The organism is Stenotrophomonas muris (assembly GCF_052751275.1).
Genome location: NZ_CP199879.1, coordinates 3950541 through 3965216, shown reverse-complemented (window position 1 = coordinate 3965216; position 14676 = coordinate 3950541). Strand labels below are relative to the sequence as shown.

The window sequence follows — 14676 nt, the reverse complement described above, 5'->3', positions numbered from 1 at the left end:
GCCGATGCCAGGCTGAGGCCCCCTTCGACCTGGGAATCCCATGCCCCGACAAGCGCGCCTGATGCTGGCCGGCCAGGCCTATCACGTGGTCCAGCGCGGTGTGAACAAGGGTGCGATCTTTGTCGACGACATCGACCGGCAACTGTTCCTGCATCTGCTGCACAGCGCTTTCCTCAAGCACCGCGTCGCACTGCATGCCTACGTACTGATGGACAACCACATCCACCTGCTGGCCACGCCATCCACGCAGCGTGGGCTGGCCGATGCAATGCGCATGCAGGGCAACAACTATGTACAGGCTTTCAACCAGCGGCACGGCCGCACCGGTCCCCTGTGGCAGGGCCGCTTCCATTCCTCGATGATCGACAGCGACGCTTACCTGCTCAGCGTATACCGCTACATCGAACGCAATCCCGTTCGTGCCGGCATTGCGGTCAGTGCTGAAGATCATCCGTGGTCCAGCGTGCACGGCAACCTTCAACGACGCGATGACCCCATGCTGACCCCGCATCCCGCATTCAGAGCGTTGGCCGCGACCGCTCGCAACAGGACGACGGTGTATGCGCGATTCCTGCGCGATGTGAATGCGTCCGCCGATCTGCCCGCAATCCGCAGTCATAGCGCCAAACAGCGTCCGTTGGGGGATGCTGCGTTCCTGCGGATGGTAGAGAAGATGCTCGGGCGGCCGGTGGCGATGCGAAGACAAGGCCGCCCGCGCAAGGAGGGGACGGGAGGGGCAGAAACGACTTAATCCCCTCCGTCCCCTTTTTTGGGGTCAGCCGGAGATGGCCAGGCGCTCGTTGTGGTAGCGGCGCACGGCGGCGAACCACAGCACGGCGGCCAGGCCGAGGCTGGCACCAAGGTAGATCGCCCAGACCGTCGGGGTGATGGTCTCGTGGCGGATCACCTTCAGCAGCATCTGGTTCTGCGACAGGAACGGCACGGCGTACTGCCACAGTTCGCTCTTCAGCGGGTAGGCCACCAGTGCGTAGCCGGGCAGCATCGGCAGCAGCATCAGCCAGGTCATGTGGCTCTGCGCTTCCTTCATGCTCTTGGCCGCGGCCGACAGGAAGGTCAGCAGCGAGGTACCGATCAGCAGCATCGGCAGCATCACCAGCAGCATCTGCAGCATCGAGCCGACGTTCATGTTGAACTGGCGGCCGATGTTGCCGGGTGCGATCTGCGCGCTCACCTTGAACGCGACCAGGGTCAGCAGCAGCGACACGAAACCGACCACGCAGGCGGCGGCGATCTTGCCGCTGACGATCGCGCTGCGGGAGCCCGGCGTGGCCAGCAGGGGTTCCAGCGACTGCCGCTCGCGCTCGCCGGCGGTGGCGTCCATCACCAGGTAGGCGCCCCCGATGAACGAGGTCAGCGTCAGCAGGACCGGCAGCAGCATCGACAGGATCATGCCGCGCTTGGCTTCGGCACTGGCCAGGTCCTGGCGTGCCACGTCCAGCGGGCGTGCCACCTGTGCATCGATGCCGCGTGCCATCAGGCGCAAGGCACCGACCTGGCCGTTGTAGGTGGCCAGCGCCGCCTCCAGGCGTGCACTGGGTACCTCGGCCGCGCGACGCGTGCTGTCCTTGATCACCTCCACCAGCGCCGGCTTGCCCTCGGCCCAGTCCTTGCCGAAGTCCCCGCTGATGCGCAGCGCCACATCGATATCCTGGCTGCGGATGGCCTCGGCCAGGTCCTTCGGCGCCGGTGCGGCATTGAGGCCCTGTGCGGCGAGGAAGCGCACCAGGTTCGGCGCGTTCTCCGCGCCGATCGTCGGGATCTGCAACGGCTCCTCGATCTGGGTGCGCACCCGGCTCTCGGCCAGCTTGCCCATGCCCAGCAGCAGCACCGGGTACAGCAGCGGCCCGAACAGCAGGGTCAGCAGCAGCGTGCGGCGGTCACGCGACAGGTCGCGCAGTTCCTTGCGCATCACCGTCATCAGGGTCGACATCATGCTCATGCGTGCAGGCCCTCTTCGCTGCCGATCAGTTTCACGAACGCGTCCTCAAGATTGGCTTCACCGGCCTGCGCACGCAGATCATCGGCGCTGCCGGCGGCCATCACCGTGCCCTTGGCGATGATCACGATGTGGTCACACAACGCGCCCACCTCCTGCATGATGTGGCTGGACAGGATCACGCAGCGACCCTCTTCGCGCAGGCCCAGCAGGAAGCGGCGCAGCGCGCGCGTGGTCATCACGTCCAGGCCGTTGGTCGGTTCGTCGAGGATGACGTTGCGCGGATCGTGCACCAGCGCGCGGGCAATCGCGGTCTTGGTGCGCTGGCCCTGCGAGAAGCCATCGGTCTGCCGGTCGAGGATGTCGCCCATGTCCAGCGCGTGCGACAGCACCTCGATGCGTTCGCGGATGCGCTCGGCCGACAGGCCATGCAGCTCGCCGAAGTAGGCGATGTTCTCGCGCGCGGTCAGACGCTTGTAGACGCCGCGCGCATCGGGCAGTACGCCCAGGTGGCGACGTACCTCCACCGGATTGCCGGCGGCATCGATGCCATCGACGCTGATGCTGCCCTGGTCAGGGGTCATCAGCGTGTAGAGCATGCGCATGGTGGTGGTCTTGCCGGCACCGTTGGGGCCGAGCAGGCCGGTGATCTGCCCATCGCCGGCGCGGAAGCCGACGTTGGCGACCGCCTGGATGCGGCCCGTGCGGGTATCGAAGGCCTTGTGCAGGTTGTCGGCGACGATCATGGTTCCCATCCGTTGAACGAGGTGAACGCCGGCACGTAGCTCAGCGTGTCCAGGCAGCCGGCATCCAGCGCCTTGGCATCGGTCTTGTCGATGAACTGGCCGAGCAGCCGCGGCATGCAGCCGGCGGTCAACGTGCCATGGCCCTGGCCACGGGCGACCAGCGCACGGCCATTGGGCAGGCCCTTGAGCACCTGTGCGGCGTAGCGCGGGGGGGTCACCGGGTCCAGCTCACCGGACAGCAGCAGTGCCGGCACGTCGCTGCGCAGCGGCACGGCATCGGTTGCCGGCGCCGGACGGTGCGGCCACACCGGGCAGGCGGCGAAGAAGGCGCTGGCCACTTCGTTGCCGAACAGCCGCTCGGGGTCCTCGGCCGGCGCGTGGTAGCGCGGCGCATCCTCGCTGCAGATCACCGACCACTGCATGCCGCGGTTGATCTGGAAATCCATGCTGCGGTTCGCGCCGCGCGCCAGCGATGCCAACGGGGCATAACGACCGTGCGCGGCTTCATCCAGCACCAGTGGCAGCAGCGAGGAATACTGCGGCACGTAGGAGAAGGCGAAGGCCAGGCCGACCACGCTGTCCGGCGTCAGGACATCCTGCCGCGGTGCGTTGGTACCCGGGTCGCGATACTCGACCGAGACCGGTGCACGGCGCAGGGTGTCGACCACGCTGCGCAGCTGCGCGCGGGTGTCGGTCGGGAAACGCTTGCTGCACGCGGCATCCTTGCGGCACTGCGCCGACTGCAGGGCGATCGCATCCTCGAAGGTGGTCGCGAAGTCGCCACCGACCACCAGCTCGTTCGGTACCACGCCATCGATGACGATGCTGCGGGTGTGCTGCGGATAGGCCCCGGCATAGCGCTGGGCCACGCGGGTACCGTAGGAGCCGCCAACCAGGTTCAGCTGGTCCACACTGAGCGCCGCACGCACCGCATCCAGATCGGCGATCGCCTCGGTGGTGGTGTAGAAGCGCGCATCGGCACGCCCCTGCAGCGATGCGGCGCAGCGCTGGGCGTAGTCGCGCAGCGATGCCTCGGAAGGCGCGGCATCCTCGTCCATCTGCAGCGGCTTGCCATCTGCGCCCAGACAGCTGAGCGGGTTGGAGCCGCCGGTGCCGCGCTGGTCGATCAGGAACACGTCGCGCTGCTTGCGCACCTGGCGCAGTGCGGTATCGACGATGACCGCCACCTCGCTGGCCGCCTGGCCGGGGCCGCCGGCCAGGAAGAACACCGGGTCGGGCTGGCTGGCGCCGCTGCTGCCCGATTCCAGCCAGGCGATGCGCAGGCCGATCCGGCGGCCATCGGGCTGGGCCCGGTTCTCCGGCACCTGCAGGGTGGCGCACTGCGCCTCCACGTTGGCGCTGGCGCCTTCGGTGGACAACGTGCAGGGCTGGAAGTCGATCGTGCCGAAGCGGCGGCTGGGTGCATCGCTGGCGCTTCCGGCGGCGGCCGGCGGCGGTTGGCTGCACCCGGCAAGCATCAGGCTGGCCAGCATCCCGGCCAGCGCGAGGTGGTGTCTTTGCATCGTGCTCGTTTCCCCTGGAGGACGTTCCTGTCGACCACGACGGGCTGCCGCGGAAGATGTGACCCAACTTACACGGGCAGCGCGCCGACGGCGATGGGCAATGACGAATCCGCCGCCGACGGCGCGCAGACCTGGCAGTCCCGCGCTCGGCCTTGGCCCGTGCAGGGCGGCATCGGCGGCGGCCAGCAGCACCCCAAGGGCCAGTGTTCCGGCCCGAGGGCGATGCGGGGTCTGAAAACGGCGAGCACGGCGACCGGCGCATGCGCACAATCCGCGGAAAACCCAAGGAGACGCCCATGCACGCGTGGTACCTCGGCGGCATCGACCACCGCCCTTTCCTGCACCTGTTCGAGATGAGCGACAGCGCGCTCGCCACGCTCGGCATCCAGCGTCGCTGGGCCGGCGCCAACGGCGGACATCCCTGCCGGATCAGCCTGAGCGACCCCGCGCCTGGCAGCGAGCTGCTCCTGCTGTCCCACGTCCACCTGCCGCTGCATTCGCCGTACCGCGCCGCCGGCCCGATCTTCGTGCAGCGCGGCGTGACCCGTTGCGTCCTGCCGCCGGGCGAGGTGCCCCCGTATGTGCAGCGCCGGATGATCTCGATGCGTGCCTATGACCACGCCGCGCTGATGTGCGGTGCCCAGGTCTGCGCGGGCACCGAGGTGGCCGACCACCTGGATGCACTGTTTGCCGACCCGTCGGTGGCGTTCGTGCAGCTGCACAACGCGGCGCATGGCTGTTTCTCGTGCCAGGCAGATCGGGTGGGTACCGGGACTGCGTCGCGTGATCTCCATGACGTGATCGATGCCACGCCGGTCACGTGACGTCCAGCGCATCCGTTCAGCCCTGCGTGAAGCCTGCGGGAAGGGCTTCACATGCGCAGTCACGGATCGGCACTGCGATGGTTCCGTCGCCTGCAGTGCGGCTCGATACTCGCCGTGGTGCCGCCGAAAGTCCGCCGCGCAGCGCAGCTCCTGCGGTCACCGTTCCCTTTCGACGACCACAAGGATGCGCCATGTCATTCCGATCCACACCGCTGTTGCTGGCCACCTCGTTCGCCGCTGCGGGCCTGTGCCTGGCCGGCAGCGCGTTCGCCCACGGCACGATGACCACGCCGGTCAGCCGCGTCTATGCCTGCTTCCAGGGCAATCCCGAGAACCCGACCAACCCGGCCTGTGCCGCTGCAAAAGCGATTGGCGGTTCACAGGCGTTCTACGACTGGAACGGCATCAACCAGGCCAACGCCAACGGCAACCATCAGGCCGTGGTGCCCGACGGGAAGCTGTGCAGCGGCAACAACCCGACCTTCCGCGGCCTGGACGTGAACCGCAGTGACTGGCAGACCACGCCGATCCAGGCCGATGCCAATGGCAAGTTCACTTTCGTGTTCAAGGCGACCGCACCACACGCCACGCGCGACTGGCGCTTCTTCGTTACCCGCGAAGGCTGGCAGCCGGGAAGCCCGCTGCGCTGGGCCGACCTGCAGGAGTTCTGCACGCTGGGCAATACGCCGCTGTCGGCCGACGGCACCTACAAGCTTCAGTGCACGTTGCCGCAGCGCACCGGCCAGCATGTGATCTACAACACCTGGCAGCGCTCGGATTCGACCGAGGCGTTCTATACCTGCATGGACGTGCGATTCCAGGGAGGCGGAGGGACCGCACCGGCACCGCAATGGCAGGACGCCGGCCCGGTCACCGCACGCAGTGAGCTGCCGGTTGGCACGACGCTGGCGCTGCGCGTGTTCAACGCCAACGGCAATGACGTCGAACGTGTGGAGGCCACCCTGGCCAGCGGCCAGACCGCACCCGCGCAGTGGCCGTTGGTGCTCGCCCGCAAGGTCAATGGCAGTGCCCAGCACGCGCGCGTGGGCGTGCTTGCCAATGGCGTGATCACGCCGACCGCCTCGGCCACCGACAACCGCGTGTACCTGAAGGACGGCAACCGCTTCCAGCTCGATACCCAGGTGCCCGACCCGGGTACACCGTCACCGGGCGGTGATTTCGACCACGTGTACCCGGCGGGCATCGGCAGCTATGTGCCGGGCCAGACCGTGGTGAAGGGCAGCGACGGCAAGCTGTACGCCTGCCGCCCGTTCCCGGAAGGTGCATGGTGCAACGTCAACGCCGAGGCGTACCGGCCGGGTGTGGGTGCGGCCTGGCGCGATGCGTGGATTGCATACTGAGACCGGGTACAGGGAACGGTGGCAGAGCGCCGTTCCCTGCATAGCGTGAGACGCGCCAGCGTGTGAGTGGGAAGCCGTTCCCATATGCAACCACGCGATGCTTTTTTCAACGTAATCCGATGGATGCGGGCGGGTGGGATGTCGAGACTTCGCGGGGTTTCACCACCCTCAGGAGATCTCCATGCATCTGTCACACCGGACCGTCATCGCGCTGTCTGTGATCGCAGGCATTGCCACCTCTGGCAGCGCGTTCGCCCACGGCACCCTGTCCAAACCCGCCAGCCGTGTCTATGCCTGTTACCAGGGCAATCCCGAGAATCCGACCAACCCCGCCTGCGCTGCCGCCAAGGCCATCGGTGGTGCGCAACCGTTCTATGACTGGGCCGGGATCAACCAGGCCGAGGCCCATGGCAACCACCAGGCCGTCGTGCCCGATGGCGAGTTGTGCAGCGGCGGCAACAGCAAGTACCGCGGCCTGGATCTGAACCGCAGTGACTGGCAGACCTCGCCGATCCGTGCCGACGCCCGTGGCCGCTACACGTTCGAGTTCAAGGCGCCGGCCCCGCATGCCACCCGCGAGTGGAAGTTCTATGTCACCCGCGATGGCTGGCAACCGGGCAGCCCGCTGCGCTGGGCCGACCTGCAGGAATTCTGCACGCTGGGCAACGTGCCGGTCTCCGGTGACGTTTACAAGCTGGACTGCCCGCTACCCAAGCGCAGCGGCCAGCACATCATCTACAACACTTGGCAGCGCTCGGATTCGGGCGAGGCGTTCTATACCTGCGCAGACGTGCGCTTCGAGGGGGACGGTGGTGTGACCCCGCCGCCGCAGTGGCAGGACGCGGGTCCGGTCACTGCCCGTGGTGCGCTGGACGTGGGCACCATCCTGACCCTGCGGGTCTTCAACGCCCAGGGCAACGATCTGGAAAGCCCGCAGATCACCCTTGCCGCCGGCCAGACCGCTGCGAACCAGTGGCCGCTGGCACTGGCCCGCAAGGTCAATGGCGCTGCGCAGCAGGCGCGCGTGGGGGTGATGAAGAACGGCGTGATCACGCCCGTCGCCTCGGCTACCGGGAACCGCGTCTATCTGAAGCCAGGCCACCTGTTCCAGCTCGATACCCGCGTGCCGGATCCGGTCGATCCGATCGATCCGCCGCCGGCTGACGACTACGACTTCGTATACCCCGCGGGTATCGGCAGCTACACGCCGGGCCAGACCGTGGTGAAGGGCACCGACGGCAAGCTGTATGCCTGCCGCCCGTTCCCGGAAGGCGCCTGGTGCAACATCAATGCAGAGGCCTACCGCCCGGGTACCGGCTCTGCCTGGCGTGATGCCTGGATCGAGTACTGAAGGCAGGGCACCGGGGGCGGCGTGGGGTCGCCTCCGGTTTCCAGGGTTGCCGGCCAGCGGCCGGCACTACCGGGGTTCGTGCGGTTGCCGGCCAGCGGCCGGCACTACCAGGTTCGTGCGGTTGCCGGCCAGCGGCCGGCACTACCGGGGTTCATGCCGTTGCCGGCCAGCGGCCGGCACTACCGGGGTTCGTGCGGTTGCCGGCCAGCGGCCGGCACTACCAGGTTCGTGGGGTTGCCGGCCAGCGGCCGGCGCCAGCCGGACCTATTTGCTGCTGACGTACTTCTCGCGGCGGATCTGCGGGTTGCCCAGGCCGGCGGCCTTCAGCAGCTCGGCGCAGGCATCGACCATGTCCGGGTTGCCGCACAGGTAGGCGATGTCCGTGGCCGGGTCCGGCGTGAAACCGGCCAGCGCCTGCTGCACGTAACCGTGCTGCACGTCCGGATGCGGATCGGCGGGCAGTTCGCGCGACAGGCACGGAACATAGCGGAAGTTCGGGTGTTTTTCGGCGAAGCTGTAGAAGTCCTCGCTGTACAGCAGCTCGCCCGGGCTGCGCGCGCCCTGCAGCAGCACGATCTGCGCACCACGTTCGGCCATGGCCTTTTCCAGCAGCGGCAGCATCGAGCGGTACGGGGTAACGCCGGTACCGGTGGCGATCAGCAGGTAGCGGGCATTGTGGTCACCGGGATTCAGGCAGAAGCGGCCGTAGGGGCCGGATGCACTGATCTGGCCGCCGTGCTCCAGCGCCTCGAACAGCGCGGTGGCGGCGCCACCGGGCACGAAGCTGACCGCGATATCCACCGCCTCGCCCGGGCCCAGTGCGTGGTCGTGAATGGTCGCCAGCGAGTAGCTGCGCTTGGTTTCGGTGCCATCGGCGTAGCTGAAATGGACCTGGATGAACTGGCCGGGCTGGAAATCCAGCGGCTGCCCATCGTCACGCACGAACTGGTAGTGGCCGACGGTCGGGGCCAGCATGCGGCGGCCGACCAGCTTGAGGGGGAATTGAACAGGCACGACTTTTCGGGACAGTGTGTAGCCGGGGCAAGCCCTCGGGGTCTTCTATAATAGCCCCTCCCCGCCCCTCTCCAGCGCCAGCCCATGGGCGCGAAGGCTTCGAGCTTGGCATCCCAGAACGATACGGCGCCCGCCCTGCGCGTGCGCGACCTGCGCAAGACCTACGACAACGGCACCCAGGCCCTGAAGGGGGTTTCCCTGGAAGTGGCCCCGGGCGACTTCTTCGCCCTGCTGGGCCCCAACGGTGCCGGCAAGTCGACCCTGATCGGCATCATCAGCTCCCTGGTCAACCTCAGCGAGGGCCAGGTGGAGGTGTTCGGCAGCGACCTGGTGCGCAACCGCAGCGCCACCATGCGCCTGATCGGGCTGGTGCCGCAGGAAATCAACTTCAACCTGTTCGAAAAGCCCTTCGACATCCTGGTGAACTACGCCGGCTTCTACGGCGTGCCGCGCGAGGAAGCGGAGCAGCGCGCCGAAGAGGAACTGAAGCGGGCCCACCTGTGGGAAAAGGCGCAGGTGATGAGCCGCACGCTGTCCGGCGGCATGAAGCGCCGGCTGATGATCGCCCGCGCAATGATGACCCGCCCACGCCTGCTGATCCTGGATGAGCCGACCGCCGGCGTGGACATCGAGATCCGCCGCGACATGTGGCGCGTGCTGAAGGAGATCAACGCTGCCGGCACCACGATCATCCTCACCACGCACTATCTGGAAGAAGCCGAGTACCTGTGCCGCCACCTGGCGATCATCAACCATGGCCAGATCGTCGAGCAGGGGCCGATGCGCACCCTGCTGGCCAAGCTGGACGTGGAGGGCTTCCTGCTGGACATCGACGGTGACCTGCCGGCGCAGCTGCCGGTGATCGAGGGCGCGACCCTGACCGCGCCGGACCCGCACACGCTGGACATCGACATGCCGCGCGCAATGGACCTCAACCGCGTGTTCGCCACGCTCAACGAGGCCGGTATCCGCGTGCGTTCGATGCGTACCAAGAGCAACCGCCTGGAGGAGCTGTTCGTGCGCCTCACCGGCAACCTGGAGAAGCCTGCATGAGCACCACCGAGCTGACCGACGGCCAGCGCAACCGCATCGCACTGATGACCATCGTGCGCCGCGAAGTCGCCCGCATCATGCGCATCTGGGGCCAGACCCTGGTGCCGCCGGCGATCACCATGACCCTGTACTTCCTGATCTTCGGCAACCTGATCGGGTCGCGCGTGGGTGACATGGGCGGCTACACGTACATGCAGTTCATCGTGCCGGGCCTGGTGATGATGAGCGTGATCCAGAACAGCTACGGCAACATCAGTTCCTCGTTCTTCGGTGCCAAGTTCGGCCGCCACGTGGAAGAGCTGCTGGTCAGCCCGATGCCGAACTGGGTGATCCTGTGGGGCTACGTGGCCGGCGCCGTGCTGCGCGGCCTGATGGTGGGCGTGATCGTGCTGATCATCGCGATGTTCTTCACCCCGGTGCGCATTCCGCACCCGCTGGTGATGCTGACCACGGTGATCCTGGGCGCGACGATCTTCTCGCTGGCCGGTTTCATCAATGCGGTGTATGCGAAGAAGTTCGACGACGTGGCGATCGTGCCGACCTTCATCCTGACCCCGCTGACCTACCTGGGTGGCGTGTTCTATTCGGTGAAGCTGCTGCCGGGCTGGGCCGAAGCGGCCACGCACGCGAACCCGATCTTCTACATGGTCAATGCGTTCCGCTATGGCCTGCTGGGCAGCAGCGATGTGCCGCTGCCGGTGGCCTATGGGTTGATGATCGGCTTCGTGGTGGCGCTGACGGCGCTGGCGTTGTGGCTGCTGCGCCGTGGCGTGGGCATGCGCAGCTAAGGGTGGCCTGCAGGGCCTGCGGCCCTGCACCCGCCGAATCAACGTCAACTTCAACTTCAACGGCAACGGCAACGGCAACGGCAAAAGCTGACTATCCGGGGGATGGCGGGGTGGGTCCGATTGCGGGGGACGCCGTAAACCCATCCCTGGGGGCTTGGCCGCGGCATCCATGCCGCGGACACCCCCGCAATCGGACCCACCCCGCCTTCGACAAATTCCGGCGATCTGCCGGGATGTCGTTCTCCGCTGCTGCTGGTAGGTGTCGACCTTGGTCGACACGATGGATCGACGCCATGCGTGGATGGAGCTTTCACGGCAAAGCCGATGTTCCGCTTTTCTCGTTCGGGATTGCAGCTAGGCTGTGGCGATGAAGATCACTTCCATTGCGCTGGACAAAGCCGTGTCGGACGGCCCCATCGATGCCTTCAGCCATGCGTTGCTGGGCGATTCACCCACGCTGGATGAGGTGCTGGAATACCTGGCCTCGCGGCACGCGGCTGATCCCCGGTATCGCTACCTGTGCACGCTCGATGATGCCGGCCAGTGCCGCTACACCAGCATGCACGCATCAGACGACGCGCGCATCGCGCTCTACGAGGACGAAGACCCGGCAACCCCCGACGATGCGTTGGCGGCACGCGGGCGGTTGCTGGCGCATGTGGTCGCGCAGCTTGAGCATTCGACGCATCGGCTGGAATGGAGCACGCTGGCGGGCACGCTGATGTGCAATGACGCAGACATCGAGGCATTGGTCGCGGCCAATGCCGCACCGGATCTCATCGTCGACGAGGTGGTCTGCGTGCAACAGGTGCCCGTGGATCGTGACGACCTGCTGATCGCCGCCCTGCCCAACGGCTACTTCAGCGCGGACTGGAACATCTTCCAGAACCACGCCCTGATCCGGCACCTGCAAGAGCATTACGACTACCGCCTGTTCGGGCTTGGCGCATCGTGGCTGGGCTTCCAGCGTGACAGCGCGCCGTCGCCTGCGGAAGCGGACGCTCTGGTCGCGGACCTGCAGCGCGTCTACGCTGCCGGAACGCACGACACCTGGTCACAACTGGCTGCAACGCTGTCCTCCCGCACCACGCTTCTATTGGGATACACCGAAGGCTTCAGCGAACAGCTGCCCTGAGCGCGGTTCTACACGCGCTCGCGCAGCGAGCGGCCCGCTTCCGCTCCTGATCTGTCTTCCGTGGTGGCCGCACCCGGCCAACCCCACTGAACCGTGCTTTCCGCGAACCACCACGAGTGGCACCGCCGTTGGCCGCGATCTCCGGCACAATCGAAATCCTGATTCCCCAGAACACGGTGAACGTGCAATGCGCATCCTGATCCTCGGCGCCGGCGGTACCGGCGGTTACTTCGGTGGTCGCCTGGCCCAGGCCGGTGTGGACGTGACCTTCCTCGTGCGCCCCGCGCGCGCCGCCCAGCTGGATCGCGACGGCCTGGTCATCCGCAGCCCGCTCGGCGATGCCAGCTTCCCCGTGCAGCATGTCACCGCTGATGCACTGCCCGCATTGGCCGCGCAGAAGCCGTTCGACCTGGTCATCCTCAGCTGCAAGGCCTACGACCTGGACAGCTCGATCGACGCCATTGCCCCGGCCGTGGGCGCAGGCACCACCGTGCTGCCGATCCTCAACGGCCTGCATCACTACAACGCACTGGACGCGCGCTTCGGCCGCGACGCCGTGCTTGGTGGCCTGTGCTTCATCAGCGCCACCAAGGCCCCCGACGGTGCGGTGCTGCACCTGGGCAAACCGGCCAAGCTCACCTTCGGCGAGCGCGACAGCGGCGCGGCCTCGGCGCGCGTGCGCGCCTTCGCTGCGGTCTGCGCGCAGGCCCATCTTGATCACCTGGCCAGCGAACACATCGGCCAGGAACAATGGATCAAGTACACCTTCCTTACCGCGCTGGCGGCGGCGACCTGCCTGCTGCGCGCCGACATCGGCACCATCGTTGCCACCGATGATGGCGAGGCGATCGTGCGCGGCCTGTACGACGAATGCCTGGCCGTGGCCGAAGCCGCCGGTGAACCGGTTCCCGTGGCCGCGCAGGACACCGCGCGCGGCACCCTGACCCAGGCCGGCTCGGCACTGAAGGCATCGATGCTGCGTGACCTGGAAGCCGGCCAACAGGTGGAGGCCGAACAGATCGTCGGCGACATGCTGGCCCGCGCGCGCAAGGCCGACCAGGAAGCCCTGCTGCTGCAGGTCGCCTACAGCAGCCTGCAGGCCTACCAGGCACTGCGCGGCGCGTGAGCATCATCTCCGCCGCCAGTGCATCGCCCTCACGGGTGCTGATCCTCGGGCTGGGCTGGAGTGGCGGTGCGATGGCCCGACATCTGCAGGCATTGGGCGCACACGTCGCCGGCACGGTACGCGATCCCGCATCGGCACCACGCGATGGTCTGCGTCGCCATCCGCTGGGTGCCGATGCCACGCCATCGCCCGCCCTGCTCGATGAGATCGCGCAGGCCGAGGCCGTACTGTGCAGCGTGCCACCCGACGCCGATGGCGATCCTGCGCTGCGCCTGCTGTTGCCCGCGCTGCGGGCCAGCCCGGCATTGCGCTGGGTGGGCTATCTGTCGTCCACCTCGGTGTATGCCGACCGCGCCGGCGGCTGGGTCGACGAGCGCAGCGCAGCCGATGCCACTGAAGCAGCCGGCGTGCAGCGCCTGCGGGCCGAAGCGCAATGGCGTGCGCTTGCAGGAGAACGCGGCATCGCATCGGCAGTGTTCCGCCTGCCCGGCCTGTACGGGCCGGGGCGCAATGCGCTGCTGCAGCTGGCGCAGGGACGTGCCCGCCACGTAGTGCGTCCCGGGCTGCTATTCAACCGGCTGCACGTGGATGACCTGGTGACGGTCGTTATCGCGTCGATGCAGCGGCCGTGCGTGGATGGCCTGTATCTGCCGGCCGATGACGAGCCGGCACCGCCGCAGGAGGTACTGGCCTTCGCCGCGCAGCTGGGCGGGTTTGCGATGCCACCTGCCGTGGCATGGGACGACCCTGCACTCAGCCCGACCCTGCGACGCTTCTACCAGAGCAACAAGCGCATCGACAGCCGTGGCACGCGTGAAGCACTGGCGTGGGCGCCGCGGTTCCCCAGCTACCGTGAGGGCCTGCGCGACCTGCTCCGGTAGTGCCGGCCGCTGGCCGGCAATCAACCGTATTGCCGGCCAGCGGCCGGCACTACCATCAACCTGCGCCGGGCAGGCGGAAGAACGTACGCGTCGCGGCCGTTGCATTCGCGGCGGTCACTGCCACGTCCTCGCCACGGTCACGCGCCAGTTCTTCCACGATGTGCGAGAGAAACATCGGTTCGTTGCGGCGGTCCTTCGGCATCGGCTTCAGCGTGCGCGGCAGCAGGTACGGTGCGTCGGTCTCGATCATCAGGCGGTTGGCCGGGATGTTCTTCACCAGTTCGCGCAGGTGCGCGCCACGGCGCTCGTCGCACAGCCAGCCGGTGATGCCGATGTACCAGTCCTGGTCCAGGTAGTCGAACAGCTCGTCACGCTCACCGGTGAAGCAATGCACCACCGCCGGGCCGATGCGGCCTTCGAAGTTCTTCATCTGTGCCATGAAATCGGCATGCGCATCGCGCTGGTGCAGGAACAGGGGCTTGCCATTGTCCGCGGCCAGCTGCAGCTGGCGCTCGAACGCGCGGTGCTGGGCCGGGCGCGGCGAGAAATCGCGGAAGTAGTCCAGCCCGCACTCCCCCACCGCCACTACTTCCGGGTGGGCATGCAGCGCGCGCATTTCGGCATCGCATTCCTCGGTGTATTCCACCGCGTGGTGCGGGTGCACGCCGGCGGTGGCGTACAGGAAGCCGGGGTGCTGCTGGGCCAACTGCAGGGCCAGTGGCGAGTGCTCGCGGCTGGCACCGGTGATGACCATCTGCACCACGCCGGCCTGGCGCGCGCGGTCCAGCACGGCATCGCGGTCGCGGTCGAAGGAGTCGTGGGTCAGGTTGGCGCCGATATCGATCAGGTGCATGGTCATCGCGGGGGAAAAGTGCCCGCGCATTGTACCTGCGCCTGCCGTGGCCCCTTATCCTTTG

Annotated in this window: 14 protein-coding genes; 9 read left to right on the top strand and 5 right to left on the bottom strand. The window is 67.3% G+C overall.

The window, feature by feature from the left end; all coding sequences use genetic code 11:
* Positions 1 to 40 precede the first annotated feature (40 nt).
* On the top strand, positions 41 to 751 hold the full coding sequence (locus tag ACUVWL_RS18365) for a transposase (protein WP_180835848.1): 711 nt from the start codon (positions 41 to 43) through the stop codon (positions 749 to 751).
* Between the two features lie 24 nt (positions 752 to 775).
* Here the strand turns inward: ACUVWL_RS18365 and ACUVWL_RS18360 are convergent, their stop codons facing one another.
* From ACUVWL_RS18360 to ACUVWL_RS18350, 3 genes are read right to left on the bottom strand one after another with little or no spacing between them, the layout of a single operon-like run.
* A complete protein-coding gene (locus tag ACUVWL_RS18360) occupies positions 776 to 1960 on the bottom strand; it encodes an ABC transporter permease (RefSeq protein ID WP_126411496.1) in 1185 nt (394 codons plus the stop codon).
* A complete protein-coding gene (locus ACUVWL_RS18355) occupies positions 1957 to 2703 on the bottom strand; it encodes an ABC transporter ATP-binding protein (protein WP_046433110.1) in 747 nt (248 codons plus the stop codon). The genes ACUVWL_RS18360 and ACUVWL_RS18355 overlap by 4 nt, the downstream gene beginning before the upstream one ends.
* Positions 2700 to 4226 carry an alpha/beta hydrolase gene (locus tag ACUVWL_RS18350; RefSeq protein WP_445978640.1) on the bottom strand — a complete coding sequence of 509 codons (1527 nt, stop codon included), beginning with the start codon at positions 4224 to 4226 and terminating at the stop codon, positions 2700 to 2702. The genes ACUVWL_RS18355 and ACUVWL_RS18350 overlap by 4 nt, the downstream gene beginning before the upstream one ends.
* A 296-nt stretch (positions 4227 to 4522) precedes the next feature.
* Here ACUVWL_RS18350 and ACUVWL_RS18345 point away from each other — a divergent pair, with 296 nt between their 5' ends.
* The 3 genes from ACUVWL_RS18345 to ACUVWL_RS18335 all read left to right on the top strand — a co-directional run bounded on the left by ACUVWL_RS18345 (position 4523) and on the right by ACUVWL_RS18335 (position 7762).
* On the top strand, positions 4523 to 5050 hold the full coding sequence (locus ACUVWL_RS18345; protein ID WP_041863955.1) for a DUF1203 domain-containing protein: 528 nt from the start codon (positions 4523 to 4525) through the stop codon (positions 5048 to 5050).
* Positions 5051 to 5241: 191 nt separating this feature from the next.
* Positions 5242 to 6411, top strand: a complete 1170-nt coding sequence (locus ACUVWL_RS18340) for a lytic polysaccharide monooxygenase (RefSeq protein ID WP_142235044.1) — start codon at positions 5242 to 5244, stop codon at positions 6409 to 6411.
* A gap of 181 nt (positions 6412 to 6592) precedes the next feature.
* Entirely contained in the window at positions 6593 to 7762 is a 1170-nt protein-coding gene (locus ACUVWL_RS18335) for a lytic polysaccharide monooxygenase (protein ID WP_445978639.1), read from the top strand.
* A gap of 264 nt (positions 7763 to 8026) precedes the next feature.
* Here the strand turns inward: ACUVWL_RS18335 and ACUVWL_RS18330 are convergent, their stop codons facing one another.
* Complete coding sequence (locus tag ACUVWL_RS18330) at positions 8027 to 8776, bottom strand: ferredoxin--NADP reductase (protein ID WP_014648809.1); 750 nt, start codon at positions 8774 to 8776, stop codon at positions 8027 to 8029.
* 84 nt (positions 8777 to 8860) lie between these two features.
* On the opposite strand from ACUVWL_RS18330, the gene ACUVWL_RS18325 reads away from it, so the two are divergent.
* The 5 genes from ACUVWL_RS18325 (at position 8861) to ACUVWL_RS18305 (ending at position 13759) form a co-directional block, all read left to right on the top strand.
* The gene (locus ACUVWL_RS18325) at positions 8861 to 9829 is read left to right on the top strand and encodes an ABC transporter ATP-binding protein (protein WP_005411567.1); all 969 of its coding nucleotides are present in this window, start codon (positions 8861 to 8863) and stop codon (positions 9827 to 9829) included.
* Complete coding sequence (locus ACUVWL_RS18320; protein WP_014038898.1) at positions 9826 to 10617, top strand: ABC transporter permease; 792 nt, start codon at positions 9826 to 9828, stop codon at positions 10615 to 10617. The genes ACUVWL_RS18325 and ACUVWL_RS18320 overlap by 4 nt, the downstream gene beginning before the upstream one ends.
* Before the next feature lie 367 nt (positions 10618 to 10984).
* Positions 10985 to 11752, top strand: coding sequence for a hypothetical protein (locus tag ACUVWL_RS18315; RefSeq protein ID WP_041863959.1), 768 nt, complete (start codon positions 10985 to 10987; stop codon positions 11750 to 11752).
* Between the two features lie 187 nt (positions 11753 to 11939).
* Positions 11940 to 12878 (top strand): 2-dehydropantoate 2-reductase, encoded by a 939-nt coding sequence (gene panE / locus ACUVWL_RS18310; RefSeq protein WP_241887727.1) that lies wholly within the window; start codon positions 11940 to 11942, stop codon positions 12876 to 12878.
* 71 nt (positions 12879 to 12949) lie between these two features.
* Positions 12950 to 13759 carry an epimerase gene (locus ACUVWL_RS18305; protein ID WP_262093735.1) on the top strand — a complete coding sequence of 270 codons (810 nt, stop codon included), beginning with the start codon at positions 12950 to 12952 and terminating at the stop codon, positions 13757 to 13759.
* Between the two features lie 55 nt (positions 13760 to 13814).
* On the opposite strand, the gene ACUVWL_RS18300 is transcribed toward ACUVWL_RS18305, so the two are convergent.
* A complete protein-coding gene (locus tag ACUVWL_RS18300; RefSeq protein ID WP_046433165.1) occupies positions 13815 to 14612 on the bottom strand; it encodes a TatD family hydrolase in 798 nt (265 codons plus the stop codon).
* Between the last annotated feature and the right edge of the window lie 64 nt (positions 14613 to 14676).

Excerpts from the sequence above, each read along its gene's own strand:
- ACUVWL_RS18325 (WP_005411567.1), top strand. The coding sequence starts at position 8,861 with ATGGGCGCGAAGGCTTCGAGCTTGGCATCCCAGAACGATACGGCGCCC.
- ACUVWL_RS18360 (WP_126411496.1), bottom strand. The coding sequence starts at position 1,960 with ATGAGCATGATGTCGACCCTGATGACGGTGATGCGCAAGGAACTGCGC.
- ACUVWL_RS18320 (WP_014038898.1), top strand. The coding sequence starts at position 9,826 with ATGAGCACCACCGAGCTGACCGACGGCCAGCGCAACCGCATCGCACTG.
- ACUVWL_RS18340 (WP_142235044.1), top strand. The coding sequence starts at position 5,242 with ATGTCATTCCGATCCACACCGCTGTTGCTGGCCACCTCGTTCGCCGCT.
- ACUVWL_RS18345 (WP_041863955.1), top strand. The coding sequence starts at position 4,523 with ATGCACGCGTGGTACCTCGGCGGCATCGACCACCGCCCTTTCCTGCAC.
- ACUVWL_RS18365 (WP_180835848.1), top strand. The coding sequence starts at position 41 with ATGCCCCGACAAGCGCGCCTGATGCTGGCCGGCCAGGCCTATCACGTG.
- panE (WP_241887727.1), top strand. The coding sequence starts at position 11,940 with ATGCGCATCCTGATCCTCGGCGCCGGCGGTACCGGCGGTTACTTCGGT.
- ACUVWL_RS18335 (WP_445978639.1), top strand. The coding sequence starts at position 6,593 with ATGCATCTGTCACACCGGACCGTCATCGCGCTGTCTGTGATCGCAGGC.
- ACUVWL_RS18355 (WP_046433110.1), bottom strand. The coding sequence starts at position 2,703 with ATGATCGTCGCCGACAACCTGCACAAGGCCTTCGATACCCGCACGGGC.
- ACUVWL_RS18350 (WP_445978640.1), bottom strand. The coding sequence starts at position 4,226 with ATGCAAAGACACCACCTCGCGCTGGCCGGGATGCTGGCCAGCCTGATG.
- ACUVWL_RS18305 (WP_262093735.1), top strand. The coding sequence starts at position 12,950 with ATGGCCCGACATCTGCAGGCATTGGGCGCACACGTCGCCGGCACGGTA.
- ACUVWL_RS18300 (WP_046433165.1), bottom strand. The coding sequence starts at position 14,612 with ATGCACCTGATCGATATCGGCGCCAACCTGACCCACGACTCCTTCGAC.
- ACUVWL_RS18315 (WP_041863959.1), top strand. The coding sequence starts at position 10,985 with ATGAAGATCACTTCCATTGCGCTGGACAAAGCCGTGTCGGACGGCCCC.